The sequence below is a fragment of the Enterococcus sp. C65 genome (assembly GCF_040887165.1).
In the GTDB taxonomy this organism is placed as follows: domain Bacteria; phylum Bacillota; class Bacilli; order Lactobacillales; family Enterococcaceae; genus Enterococcus_B; species Enterococcus_B hirae.
The window spans coordinates 53,971-80,603 of the sequence record NZ_JBFOFG010000001.1 but is presented as its reverse complement, the minus strand read 5'-3'; the positions used below and the strand labels follow the sequence as shown (position 1 = coordinate 80,603).

General features: G+C 35.2%; 20 protein-coding genes and 3 pseudogenes. 4 read left to right on the top strand and 19 right to left on the bottom strand.

Annotated features, from left to right (window positions below):
- Positions 1 to 47: 47 nt before the first annotated feature.
- Positions 48 to 2,885, bottom strand: coding sequence for an excinuclease ABC subunit UvrA (gene uvrA, locus AB3I12_RS00330; protein ID WP_010737739.1), 2,838 nt, complete (start codon positions 2,883 to 2,885; stop codon positions 48 to 50).
- A gap of 9 nt (positions 2,886 to 2,894) precedes the next feature.
- The gene (gene uvrB, locus AB3I12_RS00325) at positions 2,895 to 4,889 is read right to left on the bottom strand and encodes an excinuclease ABC subunit UvrB (protein WP_034698271.1); all 1,995 of its coding nucleotides are present in this window, start codon (positions 4,887 to 4,889) and stop codon (positions 2,895 to 2,897) included.
- Between the two features lie 388 nt (positions 4,890 to 5,277).
- Between uvrB and AB3I12_RS00320 the strand changes: the two genes are divergently transcribed.
- The gene (locus AB3I12_RS00320; protein ID WP_010737741.1) at positions 5,278 to 6,774 is read left to right on the top strand and encodes an amino acid ABC transporter substrate-binding protein/permease; all 1,497 of its coding nucleotides are present in this window, start codon (positions 5,278 to 5,280) and stop codon (positions 6,772 to 6,774) included.
- 1 nt (position 6,775) lies between these two features.
- On the top strand, positions 6,776 to 7,513 hold the full coding sequence (locus AB3I12_RS00315) for an amino acid ABC transporter ATP-binding protein (protein WP_010718943.1): 738 nt from the start codon (positions 6,776 to 6,778) through the stop codon (positions 7,511 to 7,513).
- Between the two features lie 268 nt (positions 7,514 to 7,781).
- On the opposite strand, the gene dnaJ is transcribed toward AB3I12_RS00315, so the two are convergent.
- The 10 genes and pseudogenes from dnaJ to AB3I12_RS00265 form a co-directional block, all read right to left on the bottom strand.
- Entirely contained in the window at positions 7,782 to 8,948 is a 1,167-nt protein-coding gene (gene dnaJ, locus AB3I12_RS00310) for a molecular chaperone DnaJ (RefSeq protein ID WP_010718942.1), read from the bottom strand.
- 662 nt (positions 8,949 to 9,610) lie between these two features.
- Positions 9,611 to 11,443 carry a molecular chaperone DnaK gene (dnaK, locus tag AB3I12_RS00305; RefSeq protein WP_010718941.1) on the bottom strand — a complete coding sequence of 611 codons (1,833 nt, stop codon included), beginning with the start codon at positions 11,441 to 11,443 and terminating at the stop codon, positions 9,611 to 9,613.
- A 41-nt stretch (positions 11,444 to 11,484) separates the two neighbouring features.
- Positions 11,485 to 12,048, bottom strand: a complete 564-nt coding sequence (gene grpE, locus AB3I12_RS00300) for a nucleotide exchange factor GrpE (RefSeq protein WP_063627224.1) — start codon at positions 12,046 to 12,048, stop codon at positions 11,485 to 11,487.
- A gap of 45 nt (positions 12,049 to 12,093) precedes the next feature.
- Positions 12,094 to 13,137: a heat-inducible transcriptional repressor HrcA gene (gene hrcA, locus AB3I12_RS00295; protein WP_010718939.1), complete on the bottom strand. Its 1,044-nt coding sequence runs from the start codon at positions 13,135 to 13,137 to the stop codon at positions 12,094 to 12,096.
- 246 nt (positions 13,138 to 13,383) lie between these two features.
- Positions 13,384 to 14,550 carry a radical SAM family heme chaperone HemW gene (gene hemW / locus AB3I12_RS00290; protein WP_063627225.1) on the bottom strand — a complete coding sequence of 389 codons (1,167 nt, stop codon included), beginning with the start codon at positions 14,548 to 14,550 and terminating at the stop codon, positions 13,384 to 13,386.
- A gap of 209 nt (positions 14,551 to 14,759) precedes the next feature.
- A pseudogene (locus AB3I12_RS00285) lies at positions 14,760 to 14,948 on the bottom strand (tyrosine-type recombinase/integrase); the annotation flags it as partial.
- A gap of 154 nt (positions 14,949 to 15,102) precedes the next feature.
- Positions 15,103 to 15,504, bottom strand: coding sequence for a type II toxin-antitoxin system death-on-curing family toxin (locus AB3I12_RS00280; protein ID WP_053766865.1), 402 nt, complete (start codon positions 15,502 to 15,504; stop codon positions 15,103 to 15,105).
- The gene (locus tag AB3I12_RS00275; protein ID WP_063627226.1) at positions 15,504 to 15,746 is read right to left on the bottom strand and encodes an addiction module antitoxin; all 243 of its coding nucleotides are present in this window, start codon (positions 15,744 to 15,746) and stop codon (positions 15,504 to 15,506) included. The genes AB3I12_RS00280 and AB3I12_RS00275 overlap by 1 nt, the downstream gene beginning before the upstream one ends.
- Before the next feature lie 58 nt (positions 15,747 to 15,804).
- Positions 15,805 to 16,140, bottom strand: a complete 336-nt coding sequence (locus AB3I12_RS00270) for a hypothetical protein (RefSeq protein ID WP_053766767.1) — start codon at positions 16,138 to 16,140, stop codon at positions 15,805 to 15,807.
- Positions 16,141 to 16,308: 168 nt separating this feature from the next.
- Complete coding sequence (locus AB3I12_RS00265) at positions 16,309 to 16,440, bottom strand: hypothetical protein (RefSeq protein ID WP_256991307.1); 132 nt, start codon at positions 16,438 to 16,440, stop codon at positions 16,309 to 16,311.
- 905 nt (positions 16,441 to 17,345) lie between these two features.
- On the opposite strand from AB3I12_RS00265, the gene AB3I12_RS00260 reads away from it, so the two are divergent.
- The gene (locus tag AB3I12_RS00260) at positions 17,346 to 17,717 is read left to right on the top strand and encodes an ImmA/IrrE family metallo-endopeptidase (protein ID WP_155727571.1); all 372 of its coding nucleotides are present in this window, start codon (positions 17,346 to 17,348) and stop codon (positions 17,715 to 17,717) included.
- A gap of 111 nt (positions 17,718 to 17,828) precedes the next feature.
- On the opposite strand, the gene AB3I12_RS00255 is transcribed toward AB3I12_RS00260, so the two are convergent.
- The 5 genes and pseudogenes from AB3I12_RS00255 to AB3I12_RS00235 form a co-directional block, all read right to left on the bottom strand.
- Entirely contained in the window at positions 17,829 to 17,990 is a 162-nt protein-coding gene (locus tag AB3I12_RS00255; RefSeq protein ID WP_143354163.1) for a hypothetical protein, read from the bottom strand.
- Positions 17,983 to 18,134, bottom strand: a pseudogene (locus AB3I12_RS00250) (zeta toxin family protein); the annotation flags it as partial. The gene AB3I12_RS00255 and the pseudogene AB3I12_RS00250, both read right to left, overlap by 8 nt.
- Before the next feature lie 706 nt (positions 18,135 to 18,840).
- The gene (locus AB3I12_RS00245; protein WP_231105498.1) at positions 18,841 to 19,317 is read right to left on the bottom strand and encodes a hypothetical protein; all 477 of its coding nucleotides are present in this window, start codon (positions 19,315 to 19,317) and stop codon (positions 18,841 to 18,843) included.
- 426 nt (positions 19,318 to 19,743) lie between these two features.
- Positions 19,744 to 19,905: pseudogene (locus AB3I12_RS00240) on the bottom strand (site-specific integrase); the annotation flags it as partial.
- A 233-nt stretch (positions 19,906 to 20,138) separates the two neighbouring features.
- Positions 20,139 to 21,632 (bottom strand): hypothetical protein, encoded by a 1,494-nt coding sequence (locus AB3I12_RS00235; RefSeq protein ID WP_231105499.1) that lies wholly within the window; start codon positions 21,630 to 21,632, stop codon positions 20,139 to 20,141.
- A 2,129-nt stretch (positions 21,633 to 23,761) separates the two neighbouring features.
- Here AB3I12_RS00235 and AB3I12_RS00230 point away from each other — a divergent pair.
- Entirely contained in the window at positions 23,762 to 23,908 is a 147-nt protein-coding gene (locus AB3I12_RS00230; protein WP_231105500.1) for a putative holin-like toxin, read from the top strand.
- Between the two features lie 460 nt (positions 23,909 to 24,368).
- Here the strand turns inward: AB3I12_RS00230 and AB3I12_RS00225 are convergent, their stop codons facing one another.
- Complete coding sequence (locus AB3I12_RS00225; protein WP_063627228.1) at positions 24,369 to 25,391, bottom strand: HNH endonuclease signature motif containing protein; 1,023 nt, start codon at positions 25,389 to 25,391, stop codon at positions 24,369 to 24,371.
- Between the two features lie 401 nt (positions 25,392 to 25,792).
- Positions 25,793 to 25,984 carry a hypothetical protein gene (locus tag AB3I12_RS00220; RefSeq protein ID WP_010718919.1) on the bottom strand — a complete coding sequence of 64 codons (192 nt, stop codon included), beginning with the start codon at positions 25,982 to 25,984 and terminating at the stop codon, positions 25,793 to 25,795.
- Positions 25,985 to 26,633 lie beyond the last annotated feature (649 nt).

The window sequence follows — 26,633 nt, the reverse complement described above, 5'->3', positions numbered from 1 at the left end:
TATACTGGTCAATAAAACAAGAATAGATACTTGATTTTAATTTTTTTTTAACTATCCAGTTGGTTTTCACCATTCATGATTTTTTTTAAGTATCGACCAGTATAACTCTCTTTCACCTCAATGATTTCTTCAGGTGTACCAGTGGCTAAAATCGTACCGCCACCTTCCCCGCCTTCTGGTCCAAGATCAATAATATGATCAGCGGTTTTAATAACATCAAGGTTATGCTCGATCACTAATACCGTATTCCCTGCATCTACTAAACGTTGCAAGACATCAAGTAGCCGGGCAATATCATCTGTATGCAAACCAGTCGTTGGTTCATCCAAAATATAAAAGTTCTTACCATTCGCTATTTTGTGTAATTCACTAGCGAGTTTCATCCGCTGTGCTTCCCCACCAGATAATGTTGTAGCTGGTTGCCCCATCGTAACGTAGCCTAGACCAACATCGACAATGGTTTGAAGTTTTCGATGAATCTTAGGGATTGGTTGGAAAAATTCAACGGCATCTTCAACCGTCATTTCTAAAATATCTGCAATACTTTTTCCTTTATAATGAACTTCTAGCGTTTCAGAATTATATCGCTTCCCATGACAAACTTCACAAGGAACGTAAACATCAGGTAGAAAGTGCATTTCAATCTTAATAATTCCATCGCCTCGGCAGGCTTCACAACGTCCACCTTTAACGTTGAAACTAAAACGGCCTTTTTTATACCCACGCATTTTAGCTTCATTTGTTTGTGCAAATAAATCTCTAATATCATCAAATACACTAGTATATGTCGCAGGATTGCTTCGTGGTGTGCGTCCAATCGGACTTTGATCGATATCAATGATTTTTTCAATACTTTCATAACCGGAAATTGATTTGAATTTACCAGGTTTTGCTGAATTACGGTTGATTTTTTGTGCAAGAGCTCGTTTTAGGATACTATTGACCAATGTACTCTTACCTGAACCAGACACACCAGTCACCGCAACAAATTCACCTAAAGGAAATTCCACTGAAATATTTTTCAAATTATTTTCCGTTGCCCCAGTGATTTTGATAGCTTGTCCATTCCCTTTTCGTCGTTCAGTTGGAACTGGGATACTCTTTTTACCGGATAGATATTGTCCAGTCAAAGAATCTTCATCAGCAGCAACTTCCGCTGGCGTGCCAGCTGAAACGATTTCTCCTCCTTGATGCCCCGCACCAGGGCCCACATCAATCAAATAATCTGCCGCACGCATCGTATCTTCATCATGCTCGACCACGACTAATGTATTCCCCAGATCACGCATTTTCTTCAATGAACCGATCAACCGATCGTTGTCTCGTTGGTGGAGTCCGATAGAAGGCTCATCTAAAATATAAAGAACCCCTGAGAGATTCGAGCCAATTTGAGTGGCCAAACGGATCCGCTGTGCTTCTCCTCCTGAAAGAGTTCCTGATGCACGACTCAGCGTTAAATAATCGAGACCAACATTTTCTAAAAATGAAAGTCGATCATTCACTTCTTTTAAAATCGGTTTAGCTATTACTTTTTCTTGGTCTGAAAGGGTCAAATTTGAAAAGAAGTTGACCGCTTTTTGGATAGACAACTCGTTCGTTTGTCCAATATTCGTCCCATTGATTTGAACGGATAAAGCTTGAGGATTCAAACGATACCCATGACAAGTTTGACAAGTCAATTCAGTCATATATTGTCTCATTTGCTCTCTTGTGAAATCACTGTTTGTATCATGGTACCGACGCTTAATGTTTTTCAATACCCCTTCAAAAGTTGTTTCAACATCACGAACACCACCGAAATCATTCTCATAGTGGAAATGGAACAGCTCGTCTGTCCCATTGAGCACGATTTCTTGATGTTCAAGTGGCAACTCTTCAAAAGGCGTCTCCATATCAATCCCATAACTTTCACAGGCTTGAGCCAGCATCTGTGGATAGTATTGTGAACTGATTGGATTCCAAGGGACGATAGCTCCTTGACTCAACGTCTTCGTACGATCAGGTATCACTAAATCTTGGTCCACTTCTAATTTGACACCAAGACCATCACAATCAGGACAAGCACCAAATGGCGCATTGAAAGAAAACAGTCTTGGTTCCAATTCACCAACAGTAAAGCCACAATAAGGACAAGCGTAATGCTCGCTAAACAGCATTTCCTCTTCTCCGATGACATCAATCAAAACATAGCCTTCTGCTAAACGCAAGGCAGCTTCGATTGAATCAAACAAACGTGAACGGATTCCTTCTTTTATGATGACACGGTCTATGACAATTGCGATATCATGCTTTTTATTTTTTTCTAATTCTGGTACTTCACTTAAGTCATAGATTTCTCCATCCACTCGAACACGTACGTATCCTTCTTTTTGAATACGTTCAAAAACTTTTTTATGTTGGCCTTTTTTCTTGACAATGATCGGCGCAAGAACTTGAATCTTAGTCCGTTCAGGTAATTCTAAAACTTTATCAGCCATTTGATCAATAGATTGGCTGGTGATCTCAATGTGATCATTCGGACAGATAGGATGCCCCACACGTGCAAACAGCAATCGGAGATAATCATTGATTTCTGTGACAGTTCCTACTGTTGAACGAGGGTTTTTACTAGTTGTTTTTTGATCAATTGAAATTGCTGGACTTAGCCCATCAATACTATCAACATCCGGTTTATCCATTTGCCCTAAAAATTGCCGTGCATAAGCAGAAAGACTTTCGACATATCTTCTTTGTCCTTCTGCGTATAATGTATCGAATGCTAACGAACTTTTCCCAGAACCAGATAATCCAGTGACCACCACAAATTTATCTCGCGGAATTGTCACATTGATGTTTTTTAAATTGTGGGCTCTTGCACCATGGATAATTATTTTATCATTTGCCATATAATCCCCCTACTCTGACGCCTTTAGTTCAAGAATCATATCCCGTACATTTGCGGCTGTCTCGAAATCTAATGCTTTAGCAGCATCTTTCATTTCTTTTTCTAATTTCATTAATAATGTAGCTTTTTCTTCTCTTGTCATTTCTTCATAGGATACTTGAACCGTTTCTTTTGCATCATCTTCGGATTCTTTCGTGATGGAAATCAAATCACGGATCTCTTTGATGATCGTTTTCGGCACGATACCATGCTCTTGATTATATTGTTCTTGGATACTACGTCGTCTAGCAGTTTCATCGATAGCCTTGCGCATCGAATCAGTCACTTTGTCCGCATACATAATCACTTTTCCTTCTGCATTCCGTGCTGCACGTCCAATCGTCTGTACTAAAGAACGTTCGCTCCGTAAAAAGCCTTCTTTATCTGCATCCAAAATCGCTACTAGCGAAACTTCCGGTACATCAAGTCCCTCACGTAACAAGTTGATTCCTACAAGTACATCGAATTCACCTAAACGAAGATCACGAATGATTTCGGTACGCTCTAATGTTTTGATATCACTATGCAGATATTTGACTTTGATTCCTAATTCTTTAAAATAATCAGTCAAATCTTCAGACATTTTCTTTGTCAATGTAGTTACAAACACGCGCTGATCTTTTTCAACTCGTTCATTGATTTCTCCTACCAGATCATCAATTTGACCCATGATCGGCCGCACTTCGATGATTGGATCTAGTAGACCAGTTGGTCGGATGATCTGTTGAATCACTGTATCCGTTTGTTCATACTCATATGGACCAGGCGTAGCAGATACATAAACGATTTGATTCACGTGCTTTTCAAACTCTTCTAATCGTAACGGACGATTGTCTAATGCCGATGGTAAACGAAAACCATAATCGACTAACATCTGTTTTCTTGCGCGGTCACCATTGTACATTCCCCGAATTTGCGGCATTGTCACATGCGATTCATCAATAATCATTAATGAATCTTCGGGAAAGAAATCAAGTAATGTGTATGGTGGCTCACCTTCTTTTCGACCATCCATGTGTCGCGAATAATTTTCGATTCCAGATGTATAACCCATCTCTAACATCATTTCAATATCATAGTTCGTTCGTTGTTCTAGCCGTTGAGCCTCTAACAATTTATTCTCATTCCGCAAAACTGTCAAACGTTGTTCCAGTTCCGCTTTGATATTTGCAACCGCATGTTCCATGTGTTCATCATTTGTAACAAAGTGAGTCGCTGGAAATATCGCCACATGCTCAGTTTCTCCCAAGACCTCACCAGTCAACGCATTGACTTCACGAATCCTTTCGACCTCATCACCAAAAAATTCAACACGCAACGCACGTTCATCCCGACTGGCTGGGAAAATCTCCACAACGTCCCCACGTACTCGAAAACGACCACGTTGAAAATCAATATCGTTGCGCTCAAATTGGATACTAACTAAATCACGAATCAATTGATTACGATCAAGCTCAGCTCCTTGTCTAATTGAAACGACTTGTTTTTGATACTCAAAAGGTGAACCCAAACCAAAGATGCAAGAAACAGAAGCAATCACGATCACGTCATTTCGTTCTAATAACGAACTGGTTGCCGAATGTCGTAATTTATCAATTTCATCATTGACACTAGAATCCTTTTCAATGTAAGTATCACTTGAAGGGACATAAGCTTCAGGTTGATAATAATCGTAATAAGATACAAAATATTCAACTGCATTATTGGGGAAAAATTCTTTGAACTCCCCATATAATTGTCCAGCTAATGTTTTATTGTGGGCAATAATCAATGTTGGCTTATTCACTTTTTCAATCAAATTCGAAACGGTGTACGTCTTCCCTGTACCAGTTGCTCCTAAAAGTATCTGAGCTTTCTTTCCACCAACTACCCCATCAACTAACTGTGTAATGGCTTCGGGTTGATCTCCTGCTGGTTGATATTTTGACACCAACTCAAAGTGTCGGGAGGTATCTCTTTCTATCATATTTCATCCTCCTTTTCATTCTTTCCTCTTCATTTTACGACCACAAAAAAGAAAAGGAAAGCAAAGGCATTCCTTGTTGATTTATTATACCACACCGAACATACTTTCGCTACTTTTGAGTTTTTTTCTTTTCTACTATATTATATAAATTCATACATGTATTATGTAGTAAATTAGGCAGCAAAATTATATATCAATAATGTCCCTTAAGTAATTATTTATCTTACGTCAGATTCCTCTCTACATTTATTATGTTACATTTTATAACATAGATTGTTACAAAATGACATTTTTTTTATTTTTTTCAGCAACTCAGCTTGTATCTATTATTAGTTTTCGCATATAATAGGAAAATATGAAAAGTTATTGAAATTTTAGGAGGTTAATTATGAAAAAAAAGCATTTGCTTCATACGATTATTTTCATAATGACAGGACTTGTCACATTTGCGCTTAGCAATCCTGTACAAGCTGACGATAAAACTACTGCTGACTCAAGTACGAGCGAGACGATGCAAAAAATAGAACCTAAGAAAGAGACGTATGTCATTGCCAGCGATTCAGCTTTTGCACCTTTCGAGTTTCAAAACGCTGAAGGCAAATACGAGGGAATTGATGTTGGATTAATGGAGGCAATCTCCAAACTGCAAGGATTTAACCTACGTATGGATTATCGTGGTTTCTCTGCTGCGCTACAAGCGTTAGAATCTGGTCAAGCAGATGGAATGATCGCAGGAATGACTGTGACCGATGAACGAAAAAAAAGCTATGATTTCTCAGATCCTTATTTTGAAAGCGGGATTCAAATCGCTGTCAAAAAAGGAGACAATTCAATCAAGTCCTATGAAGACCTAAAAGGAAAAACAGTAGGTGCCAAAGTTGGAACTGAAAGTGCTGATTTTTTAAATGCCCACGAAGACCAGTACGGCTATACCATCAAGTACTTCGATTCTGCAGATCAGTTATATGACGGATTGAGAGTTGGCGCAATTGACGCCATGATGGACGACTACCCTGTTATCGGCTATGCAATTAAAAACAATCAACAATTAGAAACACCGATTGCTAAAGAATCTGGTGGTAAATACGCTTTTGCTGTGAAAAAAGGCCAAAATCCTGAACTATTACAAATGTTCAACGAAGGTCTAAAAGAATTAAAACGAACTGGCGAATACGATAAAATCATCAACAAATATATCTCAACAGATAATACGCCTACTAAAGCCAGCAAAGATGAATCTACACTAACTGGTCTATTACAAAACAACTACAAAGTTTTACTAAAAGGTTTATGGCAAACGATCTTATTAACTTTAATTTCATTCGCCTTGGCATTAGTTGTTGGTGTTATCTTTGGTTTATTCAGCGTAGCGCCAATCAGAGCCCTACGAACAATTGCAAGTATTTATGTCGATGTCATCCGCGGTATTCCAATGATGGTTCTTGCATTCTTCATCTTCTTTGGATTACCAGGTATCGTCGGATTTACTATTCCCGACTTCATTGCCGGGATTATCACACTAACTTTGAACGCCAGCGCTTATATCGCAGAAATCGTTCGTGGTGGGATCAAAGCTGTGCCAGTTGGTCAAATGGAAGCTTCTCGCAGTTTAGGACTTTCATATAATCGAACCATGCAAAAAATCATCTTACCACAAGCAATCAAGATCATGTTGCCATCTTTCGTGAACCAATTCGTTATTTCATTGAAAGATACAACAATCATCTCAGCGATCGGTGTGGTAGAGTTACTGCAAACTGGTAAAATTATCGTTGCACGTACGACACAAAGTACGTACGTCTATCTAATTATTGCTATCATGTATTTGATCCTCATTACTATTCTGACAAAATTAGCAAAAGTTTTAGAAAAGAAGGTGAAATAAGATGGCTGAAAAAATTCTAGTTGAACATCTTGTAAAAAAATACGGTGAAAATACCGTTTTAAATGATATCAATGTTTCAATCAACGAAGGTGACGTTGTTTGTATCATCGGTCCTTCCGGTTCAGGAAAAAGTACCTTCCTACGTTGTTTAAACCGTTTAGAAGAGCCTTCAGACGGCGAAATCATCATTGATGGGGCCCACTTAATGGACAAAAACACCGATATCAATTTGGTAAGACAACACATCGGAATGGTATTCCAACATTTTAATCTATTCCCACATCTTTCAGTGCTAGAAAACATTACATTAGCACCTATGGATTTGAAAAAAGAATCAAAAGAAGCCGCTGAAAAGAAAGCAATCAAATTGCTACAAACCGTCGGCCTAGAAGATAAAAAAGACATGTATCCAGAAATGCTTTCTGGTGGACAAAAGCAACGGGTCGCTATCGCTCGTGCTCTAGCGATGAATCCTGATATCATGCTCTTCGACGAACCAACTTCTGCACTAGACCCGGAAATGGTCGGAGATGTCTTGAACGTCATGAAAAAATTAGCTAAGCAAGGGATGACGATGGTTATCGTTACACACGAAATGGGCTTTGCTAAAGAAGTTGCCAATCGTGTCATGTTTATTGATGGAGGGAATTTCCTAGAAGATGGCACACCACAACAAATCTTTGAAAATCCACAAAATGAACGAACAAAAGATTTCCTAGATAAAGTACTAGATATTTAACCTTAAGATGATGAAATTGTTAAAGACCGTTGCAAAAGGATGCCTATCCCTTGCAACGGTCTTTATTTTAAAGGCATTTATAAAATTGACAAAAAAACACTTGATTCCTTTTTGTCCTCTTCTTTCGTCCCTGCTTTAATTATTTGTTTGCCACTTTCTCCTGTCTAAATAAAAAAAGCAAATCAATAAGAGGCTGGCGATTCTCCAGCAATTAGATGTTGGTCTAACTGCCAGAGACACTAACTGAATTTATTGATTTGCTTTTCTTTTATTTTCTTTTCTTACCGCCAAAGGCATCTTTCACTTTATCAAAGAAGCCATCTTCTTGTTGTTCTTCTACTTTGATGCCGCCAGCTTCAGCAAAAGCACGCAATGCTTCACGTTGCTGTTCATTTAAGTTCTTCGGCGTGATCAACTTCACTTTCACATGTTGATCCCCAGTAGCTCCTCCACGAAGTTTAGGCGCTCCTTTTCCACGTAAACGGAAATTCGTTCCTGTTTGCGTACCTGCCGGAATTTTAAGTTTGACATCTCCATGAACGGTTGGCACTTTTACTTCATCACCTAAAGCAGCTTGTACAAAACTCAATGGCAATTCGTAATAGATCTCTGAACCATCACGATCGAAAATATCACTTTCTTCCACACGGAATACAACATATAGATCACCAAATGGTCCGCCGTTTTCTCCAGCTTCACCTTGACCTGCCAGACGCATTTGTTGTCCTTCTTCTACACCTGCTGGTACATTCACCTTAACAGAATGTGCTTTCTTTTCGTGACCAGAACCATGACAAGTTGGACAAGGATCTTTGATTTCTTTACCAGTACCATGACAAACGTCACAAGTTTGACGACTCATCACACGGCCAAGTGGCGTTTGACGTTCCACATTGATTGTCCCTGATCCATGACACTTATGACAAGTTGTTGGTTGTGTTCCAGGTTTCGCACCATTTCCATGGCAAGTATGACAAATTTCTTCTCGGTTATACTTGATTTCTTTTTCTACGCCAAAAATCGCTTCTTCAAAAGAAAGATCGATCGTATACTGTAAATCCGCACCCTGTCTTGGCGCATTAGGGTCTACCGTACGACCGCCACCGCCAAAGAATGAATCAAAGATATCTTCGAAGCCACCAAAACCGCCACCTGAAAAGCCGCCAAAACCACCAAAGCCGCCACCGGCTCCACCAGCGCCATAGTTTGGATCGGTACCTGCGTGTCCATATTGATCATAAGCTGCCCGTTTTTGCGGGTCACTTAAAATTTCATAAGCTTCTGATACTTCTTTGAATTTTTCTTCTGCATCAGCTTCTTTATTGATATCTGGATGATATTTTTTTGATAGCTTTCGATAAGCTTTTTTAATTTCATCTTCAGAAGCTCCTTTTGAGAGCCCTAAGACTTCATAATAATCACGTTTTGTTGCCATAGGCTTTCCTCCTATTGGTTCTCATCATTTCCACGTCGCTTGTTATCATATCATACTTTTACGAAAACAAAAACTGCTACTTTCAAGTATTTAAAAAAGGAAGCTAGTTTAAGGCTCATACCTAAGTCAAGTTTTCCAAATTGAAGAAAGAATGTTCCTCAAATCTTATCTTATGACCAGATCGAACTACCTCAAAGCAACAGCTATTGTCCAAGAAATTCTCCCATTGTTCTTATGACTTCTGTTATTCAACAGGCATAATCATGCACATCAAATCTCCAAACAATAAGGTCTCTATTTTGCGCATCATTCTTGAAAGTGAACGCCTACTAACCTTTTAGACCACTCTAAATGTAGCACTATCGGAAAATAATCCGAAGAATCTCGAAAATATGAGAATCTATTTTCGCATTCTTCGGATTATTTCTTAGAGCTGATCTCTTTTGCTAAACCTTCTTTCAAGCATTGGCACTAAAAACGAATGGTAAAGTAAATTGTTGTATAAACTTCGATTCACTCGTCTTTTAGATCCTGCTTAATATTGTTTAACAACGTATTCAAAAAGTTGTATTGTATGATAACAGTCCCAGCTAGAGAAGGGGAAAACCTTCTCTACTGAAACTTGTCATTTCTACTAAACAGCTAACGATTATTTAATGAGATTATTTTTTGTCGTCTCCGTCGACTTCTTCAAAGTCAGCGTCTACTACATCATCTGCACCTGTTTGCGCTGCTTCTGGATTTTCTTGTGCTTGTTGTTGCGCAGCTTGTTCATACAATTTAACTGTCAAATTTTGCACGATTTCATTCAATGCATCACGTTTTGTTTTCATTTCTTCGATATTGTTTGCTTCAACAGCAGCTTTCAATTCATCGCGAGCTTCTTCCGCTTTTTTCACTTCTTCTGCGTCAACTTTACCTTCTAATTCTTTTAGTGTTTTGTCAACTGAGAATAGTAAAGCATCAATATCGTTACGTAAATCCACTTCTTCTTTACGTGCTTTATCTGCTTCTGCATTCGCTTCTGCATCTTTTACCATGCGTTCGATTTCATCATCAGTTAGACCTGAAGAAGATTTAATCGTGATTTTTTGTTCTTTTTGTGTACCTAGGTCTTTAGCAGAAACATTCACGATACCATTTTTATCAATGTCAAAAGTAACTTCGATTTGTGGCACACCACGTGGTGCTGCAGGAATATCTGTTAATTGGAATCTTCCTAACGTTTTGTTGTCAGCAGCCATCGGACGTTCACCTTGCAAGACATGGATATCTACAGCAGGTTGATTATCTGCAGCCGTTGAGAACACTTGTGATTTACTTGTAGGGATCGTTGTGTTTCGATCAATTAATTTAGTAAAGACGCCACCCATTGTTTCAATACCTAATGATAACGGAGTAACATCAAGTAACACAACGTCTTTGACATCACCTGTGATAACCCCACCTTGGATAGCAGCACCCATCGCTACTACTTCATCTGGGTTTACAGATTTGTTTGGTTCTTTTCCAGTTTCTTTTCTTACTGCTTCAACAACTGCAGGAATACGTGTTGAACCACCAACTAAGATAACTTCATCAATTTCAGATTGTGATAAACCAGCATCTTTCAAGGCTTGTCGTACTGGAATTTTTGTACGCTCTACTAAATCAGCGGTTAATTCATCAAATTTCGCACGAGTCAATGTCATTTCTAAGTGAAGAGGACCTGCTTCGCCAGCTGTGATGAACGGTAAGCTGATTTGTGTGCTTGATACTCCAGATAAATCTTTTTTCGCTTTTTCTGCAGCATCTTTCAAACGTTGCAATGCCATTTTATCTTGTGATAAATCAATGCCGTTTTCTTTTTTGAACTCAGCTACCATGTGATCAATGATTTTGTTATCAAAGTCATCCCCACCTAGATGGTTATCTCCAGCTGTTGATAGTACATCAAATACGCCATCACCTAATTCAAGGATAGATACGTCGAACGTACCACCACCAAGGTCAAATACTAGGATTTTTTCATCGCGGTCTGTTTTATCCAAGCCATAAGCAAGCGCTGCAGCAGTTGGTTCATTTACAATACGTTCAACTTCTAAGCCAGCAATTTTACCAGCATCTTTTGTTGCTTGACGTTGTGCATCATTGAAGTAAGCAGGCACAGTAATAACTGCTTTTTCAACTTTTTCACCTAGATAGTCTTCAGCGAATCCTTTGATATATTGAAGGATCATTGCAGAGATTTCTTGTGGTGTATATGATTTTCCTTCTACTTCTACTTTATAGCCTGGTTCACCGATATGGCGTTTGATCGATGAAATCGTATTTGGATTAGTTACTGCTTGACGTTTAGCAACTTCACCCACTTGAATTTCCCCATTTTTAAATGAGACAACAGAAGGAGTTGTACGGTTACCTTCTGGATTTGCAATAATTTTTGCTTCGTTTCCTTCTAAAACAGCTACTGCTGAATTGGTTGTACCTAAGTCAATACCGATAATTTTACTCATAATTAACGTCTCCTTATCTTAGTTAATTTTATATCATGACATTATTGCGCAACAATAACCATTGTTGGTCTTAATACGCGGTCATGTAATTTGTAACCTTCTTGTAGTACTTCGACGATTGTGTCAGCTGGAAGTTCCCCAGTCGCTGGCACGGTTTGTACAGCTTGATGGAGGTTCGGATCAAAAGCCTCTCCTTTTGCTGGGATTTTTTCGATTCCTTCTTCTTTAAGTGCTTGTTTCAAGCTTTCTAGTACCATTTCGACACCTTTTTTCAAACTTGCACCCTGATCATCAGCCACATCTGTAGCCAAAGCACGCTCTAAGTTATCAATTGAAGGTAATAATTTTTTAGCAAGATCTTGTGAACGATATTTTTGTAATTGTTCACGCTCATTTTTACTTCGATTTGCAATATTTGCAATCTCAGCTCGAGCACGTAAATATTTATCTTCCAACTCTTCCATTTCAGCCTTTAAATTTAAACGCTCAAATTCTTCAGCTTCTACGTCAGAGACACCTGAGTCTTCCGTCGCTTCCGTATCGATTTCCGTATCTTCTTGAATATCCGCTACGTCTTTTTCTAACTCTTCTTTTTTTTCTTTCACAAGACACACTCCTTTTCGTTAATCAGTCAGTGATTCGTTTTCATGCTAAGATCCAGTCAAATCAATTGATCGATAATAATCAGCAAGCTTGTTCGCTAATTCTTGACGATAGACATCTACCAGACCCAGCATTTTTGAATAAGGCATACTGGTTGGTCCTAACAAGGCTATTGTACCTCGACCGTGTCCAGCAATCTCGTAACTTGCTTGGATCATGCTCATATTTTGTAAAAGCTCATTTCCTAATTCAGATCCAATTTTGATGTGGATGTTACTATCCGTTGGGACGATCATTTGGGTTAATTCATAAGTATCTGTCATAAACGAAAACATCGATTTGAACTGCTCCAGATCTTGGTGGAGTTCATAATCTAGTAGATTCATTTGCCCACTTACATAAATTTTGTCTTCAAACGCATGTCCGAGTATCGTATCAAAAAGATTTGATATCCCTTCAGTTGTCTGAAAATATCTATGCAAAATCATTGGAATCTCTGTCCGCAATTTATGATAGACAGTCATCAATGGATCTCCCACCAATCGTTCATTGACAATGCGAACAATTTTTTCTAAATCTTGGCTTCCTAGATTTTCAGGAAGTGTAAAAACTTGGCTTTCTACATTTCCTTTATCGGTTACTACAATCGCAATCACTTGACGACTATTTAAAGGAACGATACGAAAACCAGTCAAACGGCGGTCTTTAATTTCTGGGCCTAACGAGAAGGTTGTGTAACTAGTCAGCTCGGATAAAATCTCAGCAGATTGTTGAATAATCTCGTTAATTTCATGAAATTCTTTGCTTAAAGACAGCCGAATCTGCTGCAGATCATCATTGGTTACACGAGCAGGTTTTAGCAAATGATCCACATAATGCCGATAACCTAATGCTGAAGGAATCCTTCCTGATGAAGAATGAGTTTTAAGTAACAACCCAGCATCTTCTAAGGCTTTCATGTCATTACGGATCGTTGCTGAGCTTGCCTTGACTCCATCTTCCATTAAGGTTTTGGAGCCGACGGGTATACCGCTACTCGTATAGTTTTGGATGATCAGACGTAAAATCTCACTTTGTCTTTGTGTTAACATCTTCTTCACCTCTCATTAGCACTCATATCTTCTAAGTGCTAACCCACTTACTAATATAGCAAGAAGCGCATAGTGTGTCAAGAAAAAGAACACCACTTTTAGCACTCTCATTTAACGAGTGCTAAAAGCGGCATTCTCTGATAAATACATTGATAGATCAACACTGAATATAAATAGGTTTCTAAATACCTTCCATTATTTAATCGATCTATAAAGAAATTTAAAGGTTTTATTGACCTCTCACAACTATTTTTCAAGCAAGAAACGTTCAAATACTTCATTTCCTAGAAAAGTTCCCTTTGGTGTCAAATAAATTCGATCGGATTCATTGACCAATAATCCCTCTTTTTCTAAATCTGTCAAAACCTTTGAATAAAGCGATTCGATTGTTTGCTGATAACGTTCGTAAAAATGTTGTTTGGAAATTCCTACCTTTTTCCTTAACCCAAGAAACATTTCTTCCTCGATTTGATTTTCTCTTAAAAGTACTTCAGTTTCCAAAACAGGGAGTTCTCCTGCTCTTAATGGACGTAAATAATGTTGGATCGGTCCCTTATTACGGTATCGTTTATTCCCAAGATATCCACTTGCACCTGCGCCAAAGCCGAAATAATGATCATTGTTCCAATACATCAAATTGTGTTTTGATTCATGGCCCTTCAACCCAAAATTACTGATCTCGTATTGGTGACGTCCCTTTTTTTCCATCGCTTGTATGGTTTCTTCAAACATTCGCGTTTCGGTTTCTTGATCAGGCAGTTCTAAACGCCCTTGCCGCACCCAATTCATAAACATCGTTTTATTTTCTAAAATCAATGAATACAATGAATAATGGGGCAAATCAAGTGCAAGTGCTTGATTCAATGTCTCTCGATAGCCCTCTAACGTTTGTCCAGGTAACGCATAAATCAGATCAATACTCACATTCGTAAAGTTTTCTTCTTCTAAAAAACGCATTGTTTGGTAAACATCCTCTGCGGTATGTTTCCGCCCAATTTTTTTCAGCAACCGATTATCAAAAGTTTGCACCCCCATTGATAAACGATTCACTCCATAATTTTTCATGACCTGAAGCTTTTCTTTCGTTAGATCTCCAGGATTCGCTTCAACCGTAAATTCTTTTCCTTCTTTAAAAGGCAATATTTCCCTAGCGCCTGCTAACAAACGATCCAATTGCACTGCAGTCAAAGACGTAGGTGTCCCACCACCAACATACAGTGTTTCTAATTCTTTTACAGGATGTTGTTCAAGTGTGATTTCCATTTCTTTTAGAAGCATCTCGACATATTCATCTACGGGTTGACCTTCTAAAAATACTTTATTAAAGTCACAGTAATAACAGATATGCTCACAAAACGGGATATGGATATACGCAGAAACCTTTTGTTCTGCGGGATTGGTTGTTTCATTCATTCAACTAAATTCTCCTTACGTCGAAAAGTCGTACCTGTTTTCGACCTTCTTTAAACGGTGTTCAAGCGATTGCTTCTACGGAATTAAGCTCAAAAAATTCAAAAATATAGAAAGCTATTTTCGATTTTTCGCTCTTAATTCTTGAAGCATACCATCGCTTTCACAACCTCTCATATACGCATACTAACCGTATTTTCCAAACAAATCCACTAAAAAATCCAAGAATCGACTTCTTGGACTAGTTTTTCTTTGGTTGTATTGGTTACTTGGTTATAAATTTCTAAAGTTGTTTTCATGTCGGAATGACCCACTCGCTCCATGATCGCTTTGATCGGAACGCCTGCTTCTGCCAAAAGAGAAATATGTGTGTAGCGAAAAGTATGCGTAGTCACATGTTTATTAGAATAATTGAAATGGAAATAACATGAGAAAAGAAGTAGCTATAATTAAATACGCAATTTTTTTCATTTTTCACCTCTGTTACGCAAAAAAAGAAGACTGATTTCCTCATCAATCTTCTTTCTTTTTTATAAAACACTTAATTATAAATTTTTAGTTCATCATATGATCATTAATTGTGTCGACAACACTTCTTTTTAATTGATCAAAATCTTCTGAATCATGCGTAGCTATCTTGACAACAAAATCAATGGCTTCGTTTTGTTTAAAGGATACTTTGACCTGATTTAACCGTAAAAAGACATCCATCGCCATAAAAGCGGTACGTTTATTTGCATTTTGAAAGGGGTGTTTCTTAATAAGATTGATTCCTAAGATGGCTGCTTTTTCTTCAATCGTTTCGTACAACTCTTGACCAAATATTTCCTGACGCGGCTGGTTTACAGCCATAGCTAATGCACTTGCATCTCTTACACCGGTCATTTCACCTGGTGTTTGCCAGCTGATTAAGTGGACATTCATTTTTATGATATCTTTTTCTGTCAGGTAGTTGATCAATGGTTTGCCAACTCCTTGTACATCTGTTCATAGTCATGAAATGAATCATTAATCAATTGGTCTATTTTTAAGTCGTATGAAGATTTTGGCTCTTTTTTACTGATGGCTTCAATTAACTTTTCTTCATCTACATAAACAAAATCATTTTCTTTTACACCAATTTTTTCCAATACTTCTTTTGACAAAGTCAAAACGATTGAATTTCCACTTTTTCTAATTTTTCTTTCCTTGATTTCCATCTTAAACGCCTCCTTAAGTTATACCGTATATACAGTATAGCTTAAACCAGGGCGTATATCAATTGAAGGAATTTTTTGTGTTCTCTTTCTCATTTTCTTGTTCTGCGATTGAACTAAATAAAAGTTTTTCTGATTCTTCCAAACTTCTAAAATCTGGTTCTAATTGTTCCATTCGATTCATAGGTAGCACATACTTCGTTAGTAATTCTTGATCTTGTTCTTGATCAAAATAAGCTTTTCCTGCTTGGGTTAATGCAAGTTCTTCCAAGTTATCCACGGTCACATTTAGATTATCCATCTCTTCAGGATTCTGTGGTTCATCAAACTCCTCTTTCGCCTCTTTCTCATCTAGTGATAGCTCTTGTTCGAGAGTTAGCTCATCTGATTCTGCCAATGAACGATCTTCTGGATTTTCTATAGGAATTTCCGTTTACATATCTATAAAGATAATTTGATAAAACCTTCTTCTTAGATTTCTTATTTATTTTTGTACTTAGCTAATTGACCCACCTGTTTGGATAGTTGATCAAAATTAGTTGTCACAACATTTGCTCGAATTACTTCAATAGTTGAAGCCAATCACTAGCAAACAAACGCCAGTAAAAACCACTTTATTCGCTTTTTGTTGTGACAATTTTTTCACTTTCGGACGTTTCTCTTTTTTCTCCTTTTTCTTGATCTTTTTTAAATTCATAGTTCCTCCTGGTTTCTTATTTTAGGCAAAAAAAATAGACCTAGTTATGCTTGGATTTCCAAGGAAATAACTAGGTCTATATGCTATAATAGTTGAGACAGTAAAGTTTATGCGGTGGCTAATCCCAATAGAAATGGGGTGATGCCTATGTTGATTTGTGGCTTGATCCCTAGAAAGGAATAAGCTTGTCTGTTTTTGAAGCGCTAATGTTTGCAATAGCTTTTGCAACGTTAGTTCTGACAATCAGCAATCACAAAAACGACAAAAAATAACCGCAATTTAAACTTAGGCAGTTTGAACGGTTATTTTTTGTAACTATTATTAAACTGAGCCACCGTCTTAAACGGTGCTGTCAAAAGGGAACTGTTAGCGCAGTTCCTTTTTTCATGTTCATTATAGCATATCCTTTCTCTTTTGTTCAATTGTTTCATCATTCTACATTTAACCTTCCACAAAGAGCAGACATTTTTTGACAAGATCTTCTCGATTTGAGTAAATTCTCAAAATCAACAATTGTTTTTCTACCTCAATCTTATAAAGAATTATATTGTAATCTATCTGTCACTCTAATTTGAAAAACTATCAACTATAATCCAAACTCTTTCACCATCTCTTTATTGCTCACACTATCACTTTGCTCCGCTTTCATTAATTCTTGAGAAACTTGTTTCGCTATTTTATAATTCTCGTATTCTTCCTACTCTTTAATATCAATTACCGCAAATTTTCCATGCCCATTTTTTATTAAAAAAAGTAGTAACAGTAAAGAATAAGATATCTACAAATACATATAGCGACGTTTGGACATTTCCTGTTTTAAGTAATTTTTTTAATTCTCTACTTTATTTATAATGAACGCTCAGATGAAGTGACTTATTACTATTCAAAATAACTTAAGTAAGAAAATGCTTGGATCAATTACGAAAGTATATGGTGAGATCATCATCAACACCAATCAAAACTTAATGCTTGAACGCCAAAACTTTACAAAAATGCATGAGATAATCTATTACTATAGGGATATACCCTATCTTGGAGAATCTCATGCATTTTTTGATATGAATTTAGAAGACACCTGTTTACCAGAAGACTATGAAAAAGAACTTAGAGCCAATATAGGCGTCAGTATTCTTATGGCGAACGATCAAGCGCTTTCCTATGCACTAAGAAAATGTAGAAACTTTGACGAAGTAGCCAACTACTTTTTTATGAGTAAATCAGCGCTTAGAAAAAGAATCCTCCAGTATTTGAAGTTTGCTAGAGGATATTCTTCATAAGAACTGAAATATTTAATAAAGGGATGATTGATTTTTCCATCAAAGGTTAAAATGAATATTAATGAGTAAAAAGCCATATACACGTTTCAGATATGACTTCACTGTTCAAAATTATTTATCCAACCCAACTAATTTTCGTTGCTTGCGATTGGCTTCATCTGCTACATATTTCATCACTGTTTTAAATTCTTTAGCTGTAGCATTTTCTGATAAATCAGCAATACTTTTATTATACTTTTTCACGATTTGTTGCACTTGTTCTTTCTCAGTCATGTAATCTCTCCTCCAACTCTTTTGAAGTATACTGTATCGGTAGGACTAAGCGGATATTATCTGCTGCATAATGCACTTCAGAAATATTATTTGGTAATCTTTGATCATTATATGAAGGACTACTTCAGGATGCCTTTCCTTCACTAATACACTTATATCCATTATACGACATTTATAAAAAAGCGTAATGATAATTCTAATAACTGTAGTTTAGTTAATAGTAACAACAGATATACTCACAAAACGGGGCATTGATATACGCAGAAGCCTTTTGTGCTGTGGAATTGGTTGTTTCATCTATTGATTGTTTTATCCGTGCACTGCTTCTTATTAAGTAATTCCCTATGCTATAAAAGTGTTTTCAAATAATAGCTTTATTACTTCTATCTTTTTAAACTAAATAATAATTTTGAATGAAATTAATACTAATATATACAATGACTTTTGGTATATTGTATCCAATTTTTATGCAAGAAAATCACTTCTACGTGTAATTCTGTTTTATATTCGGTTACCATAACCTTTTTTAAGTTTGAGTAGTCTTTCGAATCTGTTAATTTAGATATTTTAGTTACATTATTCGTCAATTTCTCCGATTCCTCTACCCCCTACACTTCAACGTTTTTTTCTTCAGATTTTATGTTCTTTGTTTGATTTGTATAAACAGATACATTCACTTTTAATTCGTCACAGTTTGACAAATTCTTTCTCTTATAAAGTTCTACTTTAAAAATTTTTAGAGTGAATCTCTTTCTTCTAACGTGTAACTGTTTTTTCCTTTGGACCTAAAGACAGAAACCTACCATTGAATCAAGCGATAATACTTCATGATCCAATGGTAGGTTTATAATTAATATTTATTTATTTCATTTCTGTGTTCAAAAGCAGAAATATAATCCATGAAATAGATATCTTTTTTTTCAACATTCTCATGTGTAATACCAGAAAGTATACGAACATCAGACTCCAAAAGTGAACTATTTGTTTCAATTATCCCAACTGATTCATCAAAAAAGACATATAACTTGTCATCTTCTAGCAACGAATCTGTTCCATCTGTAATAAAAGATGGATGTTGATAATATTTTCTACTCTTTTCATTATTTATCACATAAAAGAGCTTTATTGATACTTCTTTTGATTGATCAAAATAGATTGAATTCACGACATTTGTTACTAACAATTCGATGCGTTTTTCTGGTAAAAACTCAATCGATTTTTCTTCAACATCAACTATTTCTTTCAAAACATTCATTGCTTTCTTACGTTCATTAACATATATAAATGAATCTTGATACCTTCTCAATAACTTATGAAAATCTAACAAATTTTTCTCCTTTCATCAATTAATAGCGACTGTTTCCTTATTAATTATACCTGAACGCCACCCATGTAAAAGATAATAGGCTTGCAAGTTTGACACAGAAACTTTAGCTTTAGTTTATTTGTGGGTATAGTCACAGTAATGAACAGATATGCTCACAAAACGGGATATGGATATACGCAGAAACCTTTTGTTCTGCGGGATTGGTTGTTTCATTCATTAAACTAAATTCTCCTTACGTCGAAAAGTCGTACCTGTTTTCGACCTTCTTTAAACGGTGTTCAAGCGATTGCTTCTACGGAATTAAGTTCAAAATATTCAAAAATATGGAAAGCTATTTTCGATTTTTCGCTCTTAATTCTTGAAGCATACCATCGCTTTCACAACCTCTCATATACGCATACTAACCGTATTTTCCAAACAAATCCACTAAAAAATCCAAGAATCGACTTCTTGGACTAGTTTTTCTTTGGTTGTATTGGTTACTTGGTTATAAATTTCTAAAGTTGTTTTCATGTTGGAATGACCCACTCGCTCCATGATCGCTTTAATCGGAACGCCTGCTTCTGCCAATAAAGAGATATGAGTGTAATGGTAAAGACAGTAATGTTTATACAGTGACTAATCAAAAAAGACCAGGCACATGGTAATTCAACAAGTATCTCCTCAATTGCTGAACTTCTTAGCTATTTCATTCTGTCTTTTATGTTGTATGTACGTTTTAAATCTAATTCTTTTAATCATTCTTTTCTTTAGGTTTATCCATTTGAAAAACTCTGCATCACTTGATACAACCTCTGGGGGTTTACACACTTTTTTATAGACTACCTTTCAAAAGTTGACTCTCGTTTAGTTCTTGAAAATTCTTTGTTATTTTTTATAGCAGTATTTGTTAGTTTTTCTGAAAGAGTAGGTTTCATTGACTGGTCTCTTTTATTTCTTCTGTTATTAGATTGTTCAAAGTTATTAATGAGTTTATTGTATTCATCAGTATACTTTGTTGCTAACGAGGGGCTTAATTTTCCTTCTTTTACAAGCAACTCTATACAATTTTTCTCATTAATTATTGCATATTGAATATTCGTTTTTTCACACTTTAATGTTGGAAGGATGATATTCTCAAAAATATTAAGATTTTTTTCTGTCTGCTGAATATCACTAGGAGACATTTTCTTATTCGAGCGTAACTGTAAATGGAACTCATTAATTTGTTCACGTAAATATTTTATATTTTTAGTTGCCATGTTGAAATTGTTTGAAAGATCTTCAAATCTTATTGCTATAGATTCTTCTTGTGGAGAAAGAGTAGGTAGCGCTGTTGTAGGTTTATTCGTTATTTCAGGCATACTTATCGTCGTTTTATAAGTGCTACCCAAATGGGTTCCTTTTGATTTTGTAGACTCTTGTGAAAAAATAGTAGGACTTTCTGTTTCAAGAGAATGCACTGCAGGAGTTCTCAGGTAGTTTATCTCATTTTTTAGGAATCTTGTTAGCTTTCTACAATTCACTAAAAAACTATTGGCCTCCCTTTTTTTGTTTTTTAGATTGTCTAAGTCCGTTAGGTAACGAAACTCATATTCTTCTACTTCTGTTCTATTCTCTATTCCATCATTTTTTAAATATTTTTCAAGCGATTCCAACTTCTGTTCTGTCTTATTCACAAAAGTTTTTAAATCATTCCTCACAAGACGTAATTCTTTGCATAATTCTTCAGACTGCTCACGGTATGATTTTAATAGATTAATTTCTGCAGGTTTTTCAGTAATATATCTCTTTAAAAGTTTGACAAATTCTGACTCTTTTTCCACTAGTTGATAAATTGCTCCGCCATGAGCTTTTTGATCCTCGAGATGCTTTGAAAATTCTACATCAATTTCTTTTGATTGTTTAGATTTTTGAGCTGAATAGGGGTTTGGATCATCGACTTGCATTTCGTCTAATAGTCTTGAGGTTTGGTCAGTGTTCATCACATTATTGTGTTTCGAGTGTCGAACTTTGTGTGGATGAATTTCATCATTTTTTTTAGATTTTTTAGATTTTTTTTTAGATATTTGAGCTGAATAGGGGTGTCTTGGATCATCTCTTTGCATTTCGTCTAGTAGTCTTGAGGTTTGGTCAGCGTTCATCCCATTGTTGTGTTTCGAGTGTTGAACTTCGTGTGGATGAATGTCATCAGGTAAAAAATTAATTCTACCCAAGTTTTCTACATACGGATTTCGTTCTAATTCCCTTCCTTGATTTTGGTGTCCTAAACTACGAGCTTCATTTGCTATGCTCGCCACACCAAGAGCAGCAGTAATCAGTTTACCTATTTTCATATAGTATCCATCTCCTTTTCATTTAATGCTTTTTACTTATCCTATGGAAAGTAAAAAGCTAGACAAAAAACACAACAACTATAAAATCTATGCCAAACAAAGAAAATGCTTTCTAGTCGTCGCAAATGTAGAGTACCACAACGACAATTTAATGCCATAAAAAGTTTCATTTGGATGTGAGACATTATCTTTAACACATTTTAATAGTCACAGTCATATCTACGTTTAAGATATGACCTTGTTCAAACCATTTTTATCCACATTAACTAATTTTTATTATTTACTGCTTATCCCATTAACTATGTACTTCATCATTTCTTTTGTTTTTTGGCCAACAATTGTTTAACCAATCAGCGATAATTCTGTTGTCTTTTTTTCATGATTTTATGTAACAATTTCTTTATTGCTTATGATTATAACGATGTTTTTTTTAATGGCTTACGATTATTTCATATCCCCAAGCATTGAGAACAAGTATTACAATTCTCACATAAATAGGAAAACGATAAATAATAAATATGTTAATCAATTCAAAAATCACTAGTAATATTAAATATTGAACAAATAGCCATATTTTAGATAAATAATTCATATAAAACACCAGCCAATCAAGATTTCTTTACTTTATTGGCTGCGTACACTTATGATTACTCAACAATCAATATTCGAACCCCTTTTCATCCTGGTTGTTTATTTACACGAATAATCATTCTTTTACTTGTATGAATCGTGGTTCCGATAGAACCAGTAATAGCTTGAGCTATCCTAAATCTACATAATGTACAATCACTGCAAGCCCAACAGTTTTTGCAGTAGTCGCAATATAAGAGTTCAAATAAATATCTTTTGTTTCGTTATTGAAATTAAATACTTTATTTACCCTAGCCCTAAGTAGCTCTTTTCTTCTTTGTAATGCTATTTCGCTAGCAGTAAAAATTGTATATGGATCAATTCCTTATTGTTTCAAAATAGTGATTAAATCATCAATATTTAAATTAAATAATTGCCTGAATCCTTCAGTAAGCTTTTATTCAGTAATAGTTCTGTCTATTGATTGATTCAACGAAATTTCTGTATTTTCATTAGCAAATACATTTGATCCTATCGAGATTGATGGAGTAATAGAGACAACCAAATCAGATGTAAGTAATACTAATTTTCATTTAAAAATATGTATCCTCCCAATTATTTTATTTGTCTTATATGACGATACAACTGTAAACTAATAACGATGTTATTAGTTTACCTCATCATAAAAAGCGTTTTTAAAGTCATAACTGTTTGAATTTTTTAAATAAAAGAACTAATTTTAGTCAGCCAGTTACAGTAATGAACAGATATGCTCACAAAACGGGATATGGATATACGCAGAAACCTTTTGTTCTGCGGGATTGGTTGTTTCATTGATTTTTGTTCCCCTTAATCTTATTTTATTTTGTTTCTTTCTTATGTTATAAAGCAACTTTAATTTTTCTTATTTGACTAAATAACTTTAACTTCCATCGATTCTAATATACTTACGTTTTCACGGATAAAAAGTTTTTGTTTTTGTCCTTTTTCTTGATCTTTTTTCAGTTCACAATCCCTCTTGGTTTCTTATTTTTAAGCAAAAAAATAGACCTAATTATACTTGAAATTTCAAGAAAATAACTAGGTCTATATGCTATATATAGTTGAGACAGCACAGTTTATGTGGTGGCTAATCCCAATAGAAATTGGGTGATGCCTATGTTGATTTGTGACTTGCTTCCTAGAAAGGATAAGCTTGTCTGTTTTTGAAGCGCTAATGTTTGCAATAGCTTTTGCAACGTTAGTTCTGACAATCAGCAATCACAAAAACGACAAAAAATAACCGCAATTTACACTTAGGCAGTTTAACGGTTATTTTTTGTAACTATAATTAAACTGAGCCACCGTCTTAAACGGTGCTATCAAAAGGGAACTGTTCGCGCAGTTCCTTTTTTCATCTTCATTATAGCATACGTTTATTCTTCTATTCAATTTTCAAAACAAAAGAACAGTTGTTTTTTATTTTTAAGGTAATAATAACAAATCCTATATGCTATAATCAGTTATGACAGTAAAGTTTAATGACGGTGGCTATCTAATCTGAAAGTGAGGTGGTGCTTATGCACATAATCTCAAACTTTAGAGAAAGGAGACGCCTTTTGTCTGTGGAAGCAGCGTTAGGGCTAATGATCAGTTTTGGATCTTTGATCGCAACACTGATTTTTGGCATTCTAACCTTAGCCCACAAAAGCGACAAAAAGAAGTAACCGTCACTTTAGCGAGAGATTGGTTACTCCTTTTTGAGATAACTATATAACTTGCCACCGTCTTTAGCGGTGCTGTCAAAAGGGAACTGTTGACGCAGTTCCTTTTTTCATGTTTATTATAGCATACCCTTTCTCTTTTGTTCAATTGTTTCATTATTTTATATTTAAATATCCATAAAGCGTAAAAGTTACTTTATTTGACAATGACTTTCCGATCCTAATACTCGAACCTAGAACTTTACAAAAATGTATGAGCTCCTCCGTTACTATGAAGATATTCCCTATCTTGGAAAATCTCACGCATTTTCTAATATGATTCTAGAAGACGCCTATTTACCAGAAGACCATGAAAAAGAACTTCGAACAAATATTGATACAACCCAGTCTTTTTATAGCGAACGCTCGCATAATACAGTACCTATAAAAGTATAGAAGGTTTAACGAAGTTGCTAATTTTTCTTTATATGTGATTCAGTTTATACTCTCTCTCCGCAACAATCTTAATTAGTTTATCTTTATCATCTGGCAACTCAAGTTCATGAATTCTAGCGTGACAGTTTGGACATAATGCAATACAATTTTCAATTACATCTTTCCCCCCTTCTGATAAATACTCTATGTGATGACAATGCAAATAAGGTACACCGTCTTTTATAAATGGTGCTTTTTCTTGACAGAGTTGGCAGATGCCTTTTGCAAGTCGCTTAACGTATTCGGATATGAAAACATTTCGTTTATATACTTTTGTTTTTGAAAATAAAAACTCTTCTTTATTACCATATTTAACAGCCATTTTTTTGTTATAACTGCTAATTTTTCTTGCCTCCTCTTCTATTTTAATATTAGACAAATTACGAACATATCTAATTTGATTCTCTTCATGACTGTATATCTCTTTATCTTCTATCAATTGCTTTTGATTTATTAAAGCTAAAGGAAATTTATATACTTTCCTCATTTTACCGCTATTATCTTGCTCATTATCAGTATATATTTTTCCTGCTAAATATACTTCTCCTAAATATGTGTGTTCTTTTGGTTTAAAGGTTTCAAATAGATGAAGCTTTACAAAATTAGATTTTGAATTAGCTAAAACTTTATTTTGAGCTTTATCTAATAGTTGGTCACCATTCAAACCCATACCTGTGTATTGTAAAATACCATTTAACCATTTATCTTTATAAACATTGCCTCCTGTTTGATCACTAAAGAGTACAAGAGTATTAGTTTTATGGGATCTTCTCATTCCGCCTTGCATAGAACATTTAAATTTCTCTGCAACTTCTTTATTAGTAAAAACTTCACCCACTTCTATATTACCCAATATTTTTTTTGACCATTCTTCTCTCCATGAAATCACTTTGGCAAAATCAAACATTTCTTCATCTTTTGGCATACCATGTCTAACTAAATAATTTAATACTTCTGTAGTTATATCTAATTTTTTAAGTAAATCTTTTTTAGTAATTAGTGTTGTTCCCATAACAATGTATCTCCTAATGGCATCAATATAATTATGATCAAAAAAATTCAAAAGTTTAATAAAAAATATCTTATTGTTCAAGATATCTATAACATATTAAAACATCTTTATTATACATCGTCTACGTTTACTTTTACTAGCCATATTTCTGAAAGATTACTTTGTAGATATATACTATTAACTAAACGTTATAAATAAAAAATCATTTTAAAAAAACAAGATATTTGTATCCACAGATAATTTTTCTTCTGCAAAATTAATCATTTTCTTTATACTGTTCAAAAAATCTAAAAGCAAAAAAGTCATATCAAATTTCAGATATGACTTGAATATTTATTATTTAAAATTTTAAATCTTGTATTACTTAAACTCTCCTTACCCCGACACTTTATTTCAGTAAATTATTTCTTATTTTTCTTTACAACAACTATCTGCCCGATAATCAAAATCAACGTTACTCCAAAGCCGCTTCTTAGAAAGTCTCGATTCAGTAAATATTCGATAAAAATACCTATTAAACTGGCTACTAACGCCACAATGATAATACTAGCGTAGGGATGGTTTTTCGTATACTTTTTCCAGTTTTTATACAAGAAAACTCACTCCTCTATATTATTCCGGCTATAGCTATTCCAGCATCATTATAGCTAGTTCTCGTAGGAAACCAGCCTAACCTTTTTTAATTCTATCTTATTTTCTTGAAAATACTGTATTAAGCGCTGATTCTAAAGTTGCTCAACGTAAATCAGAGATAATCTTATAGTATTTTTTCATGATGTTCTACCATATTTTTTTATAGTTAATGTTTTAAAAAACGTCTTATGATTATTTCATATCCCCACCCAATGAGCATAAGTATGCCTATTCGTAAATAAATAGGAAACTGACAAATAAGATATGTGTTAACTATTTCAAAAATGATTAATAAGATTAAAATAGAAATAAATGACCAACTTTTAGTGATATACTTCATCTAATATCCCTCTCTTTATGAATTTATTCCGCGCACTCTAGCCTTAGTCGTATTCCAGATATTTACTAATAGCTTGACCCCATATCATTGTGAGGATGAGTTTGAGCTTTAGATTGAATATAACCTACCTCTAAAATGACGGTTTTACTGTTTTGGAAAAGATTAGGTGCTGTTTATTTTTCTATTGATTGAGTGAGACACATAAATACCGATTTTCAACGTTTGGTCTTATTTATTTTGATTGTCTTCATATATTCTAATTCTTTTTT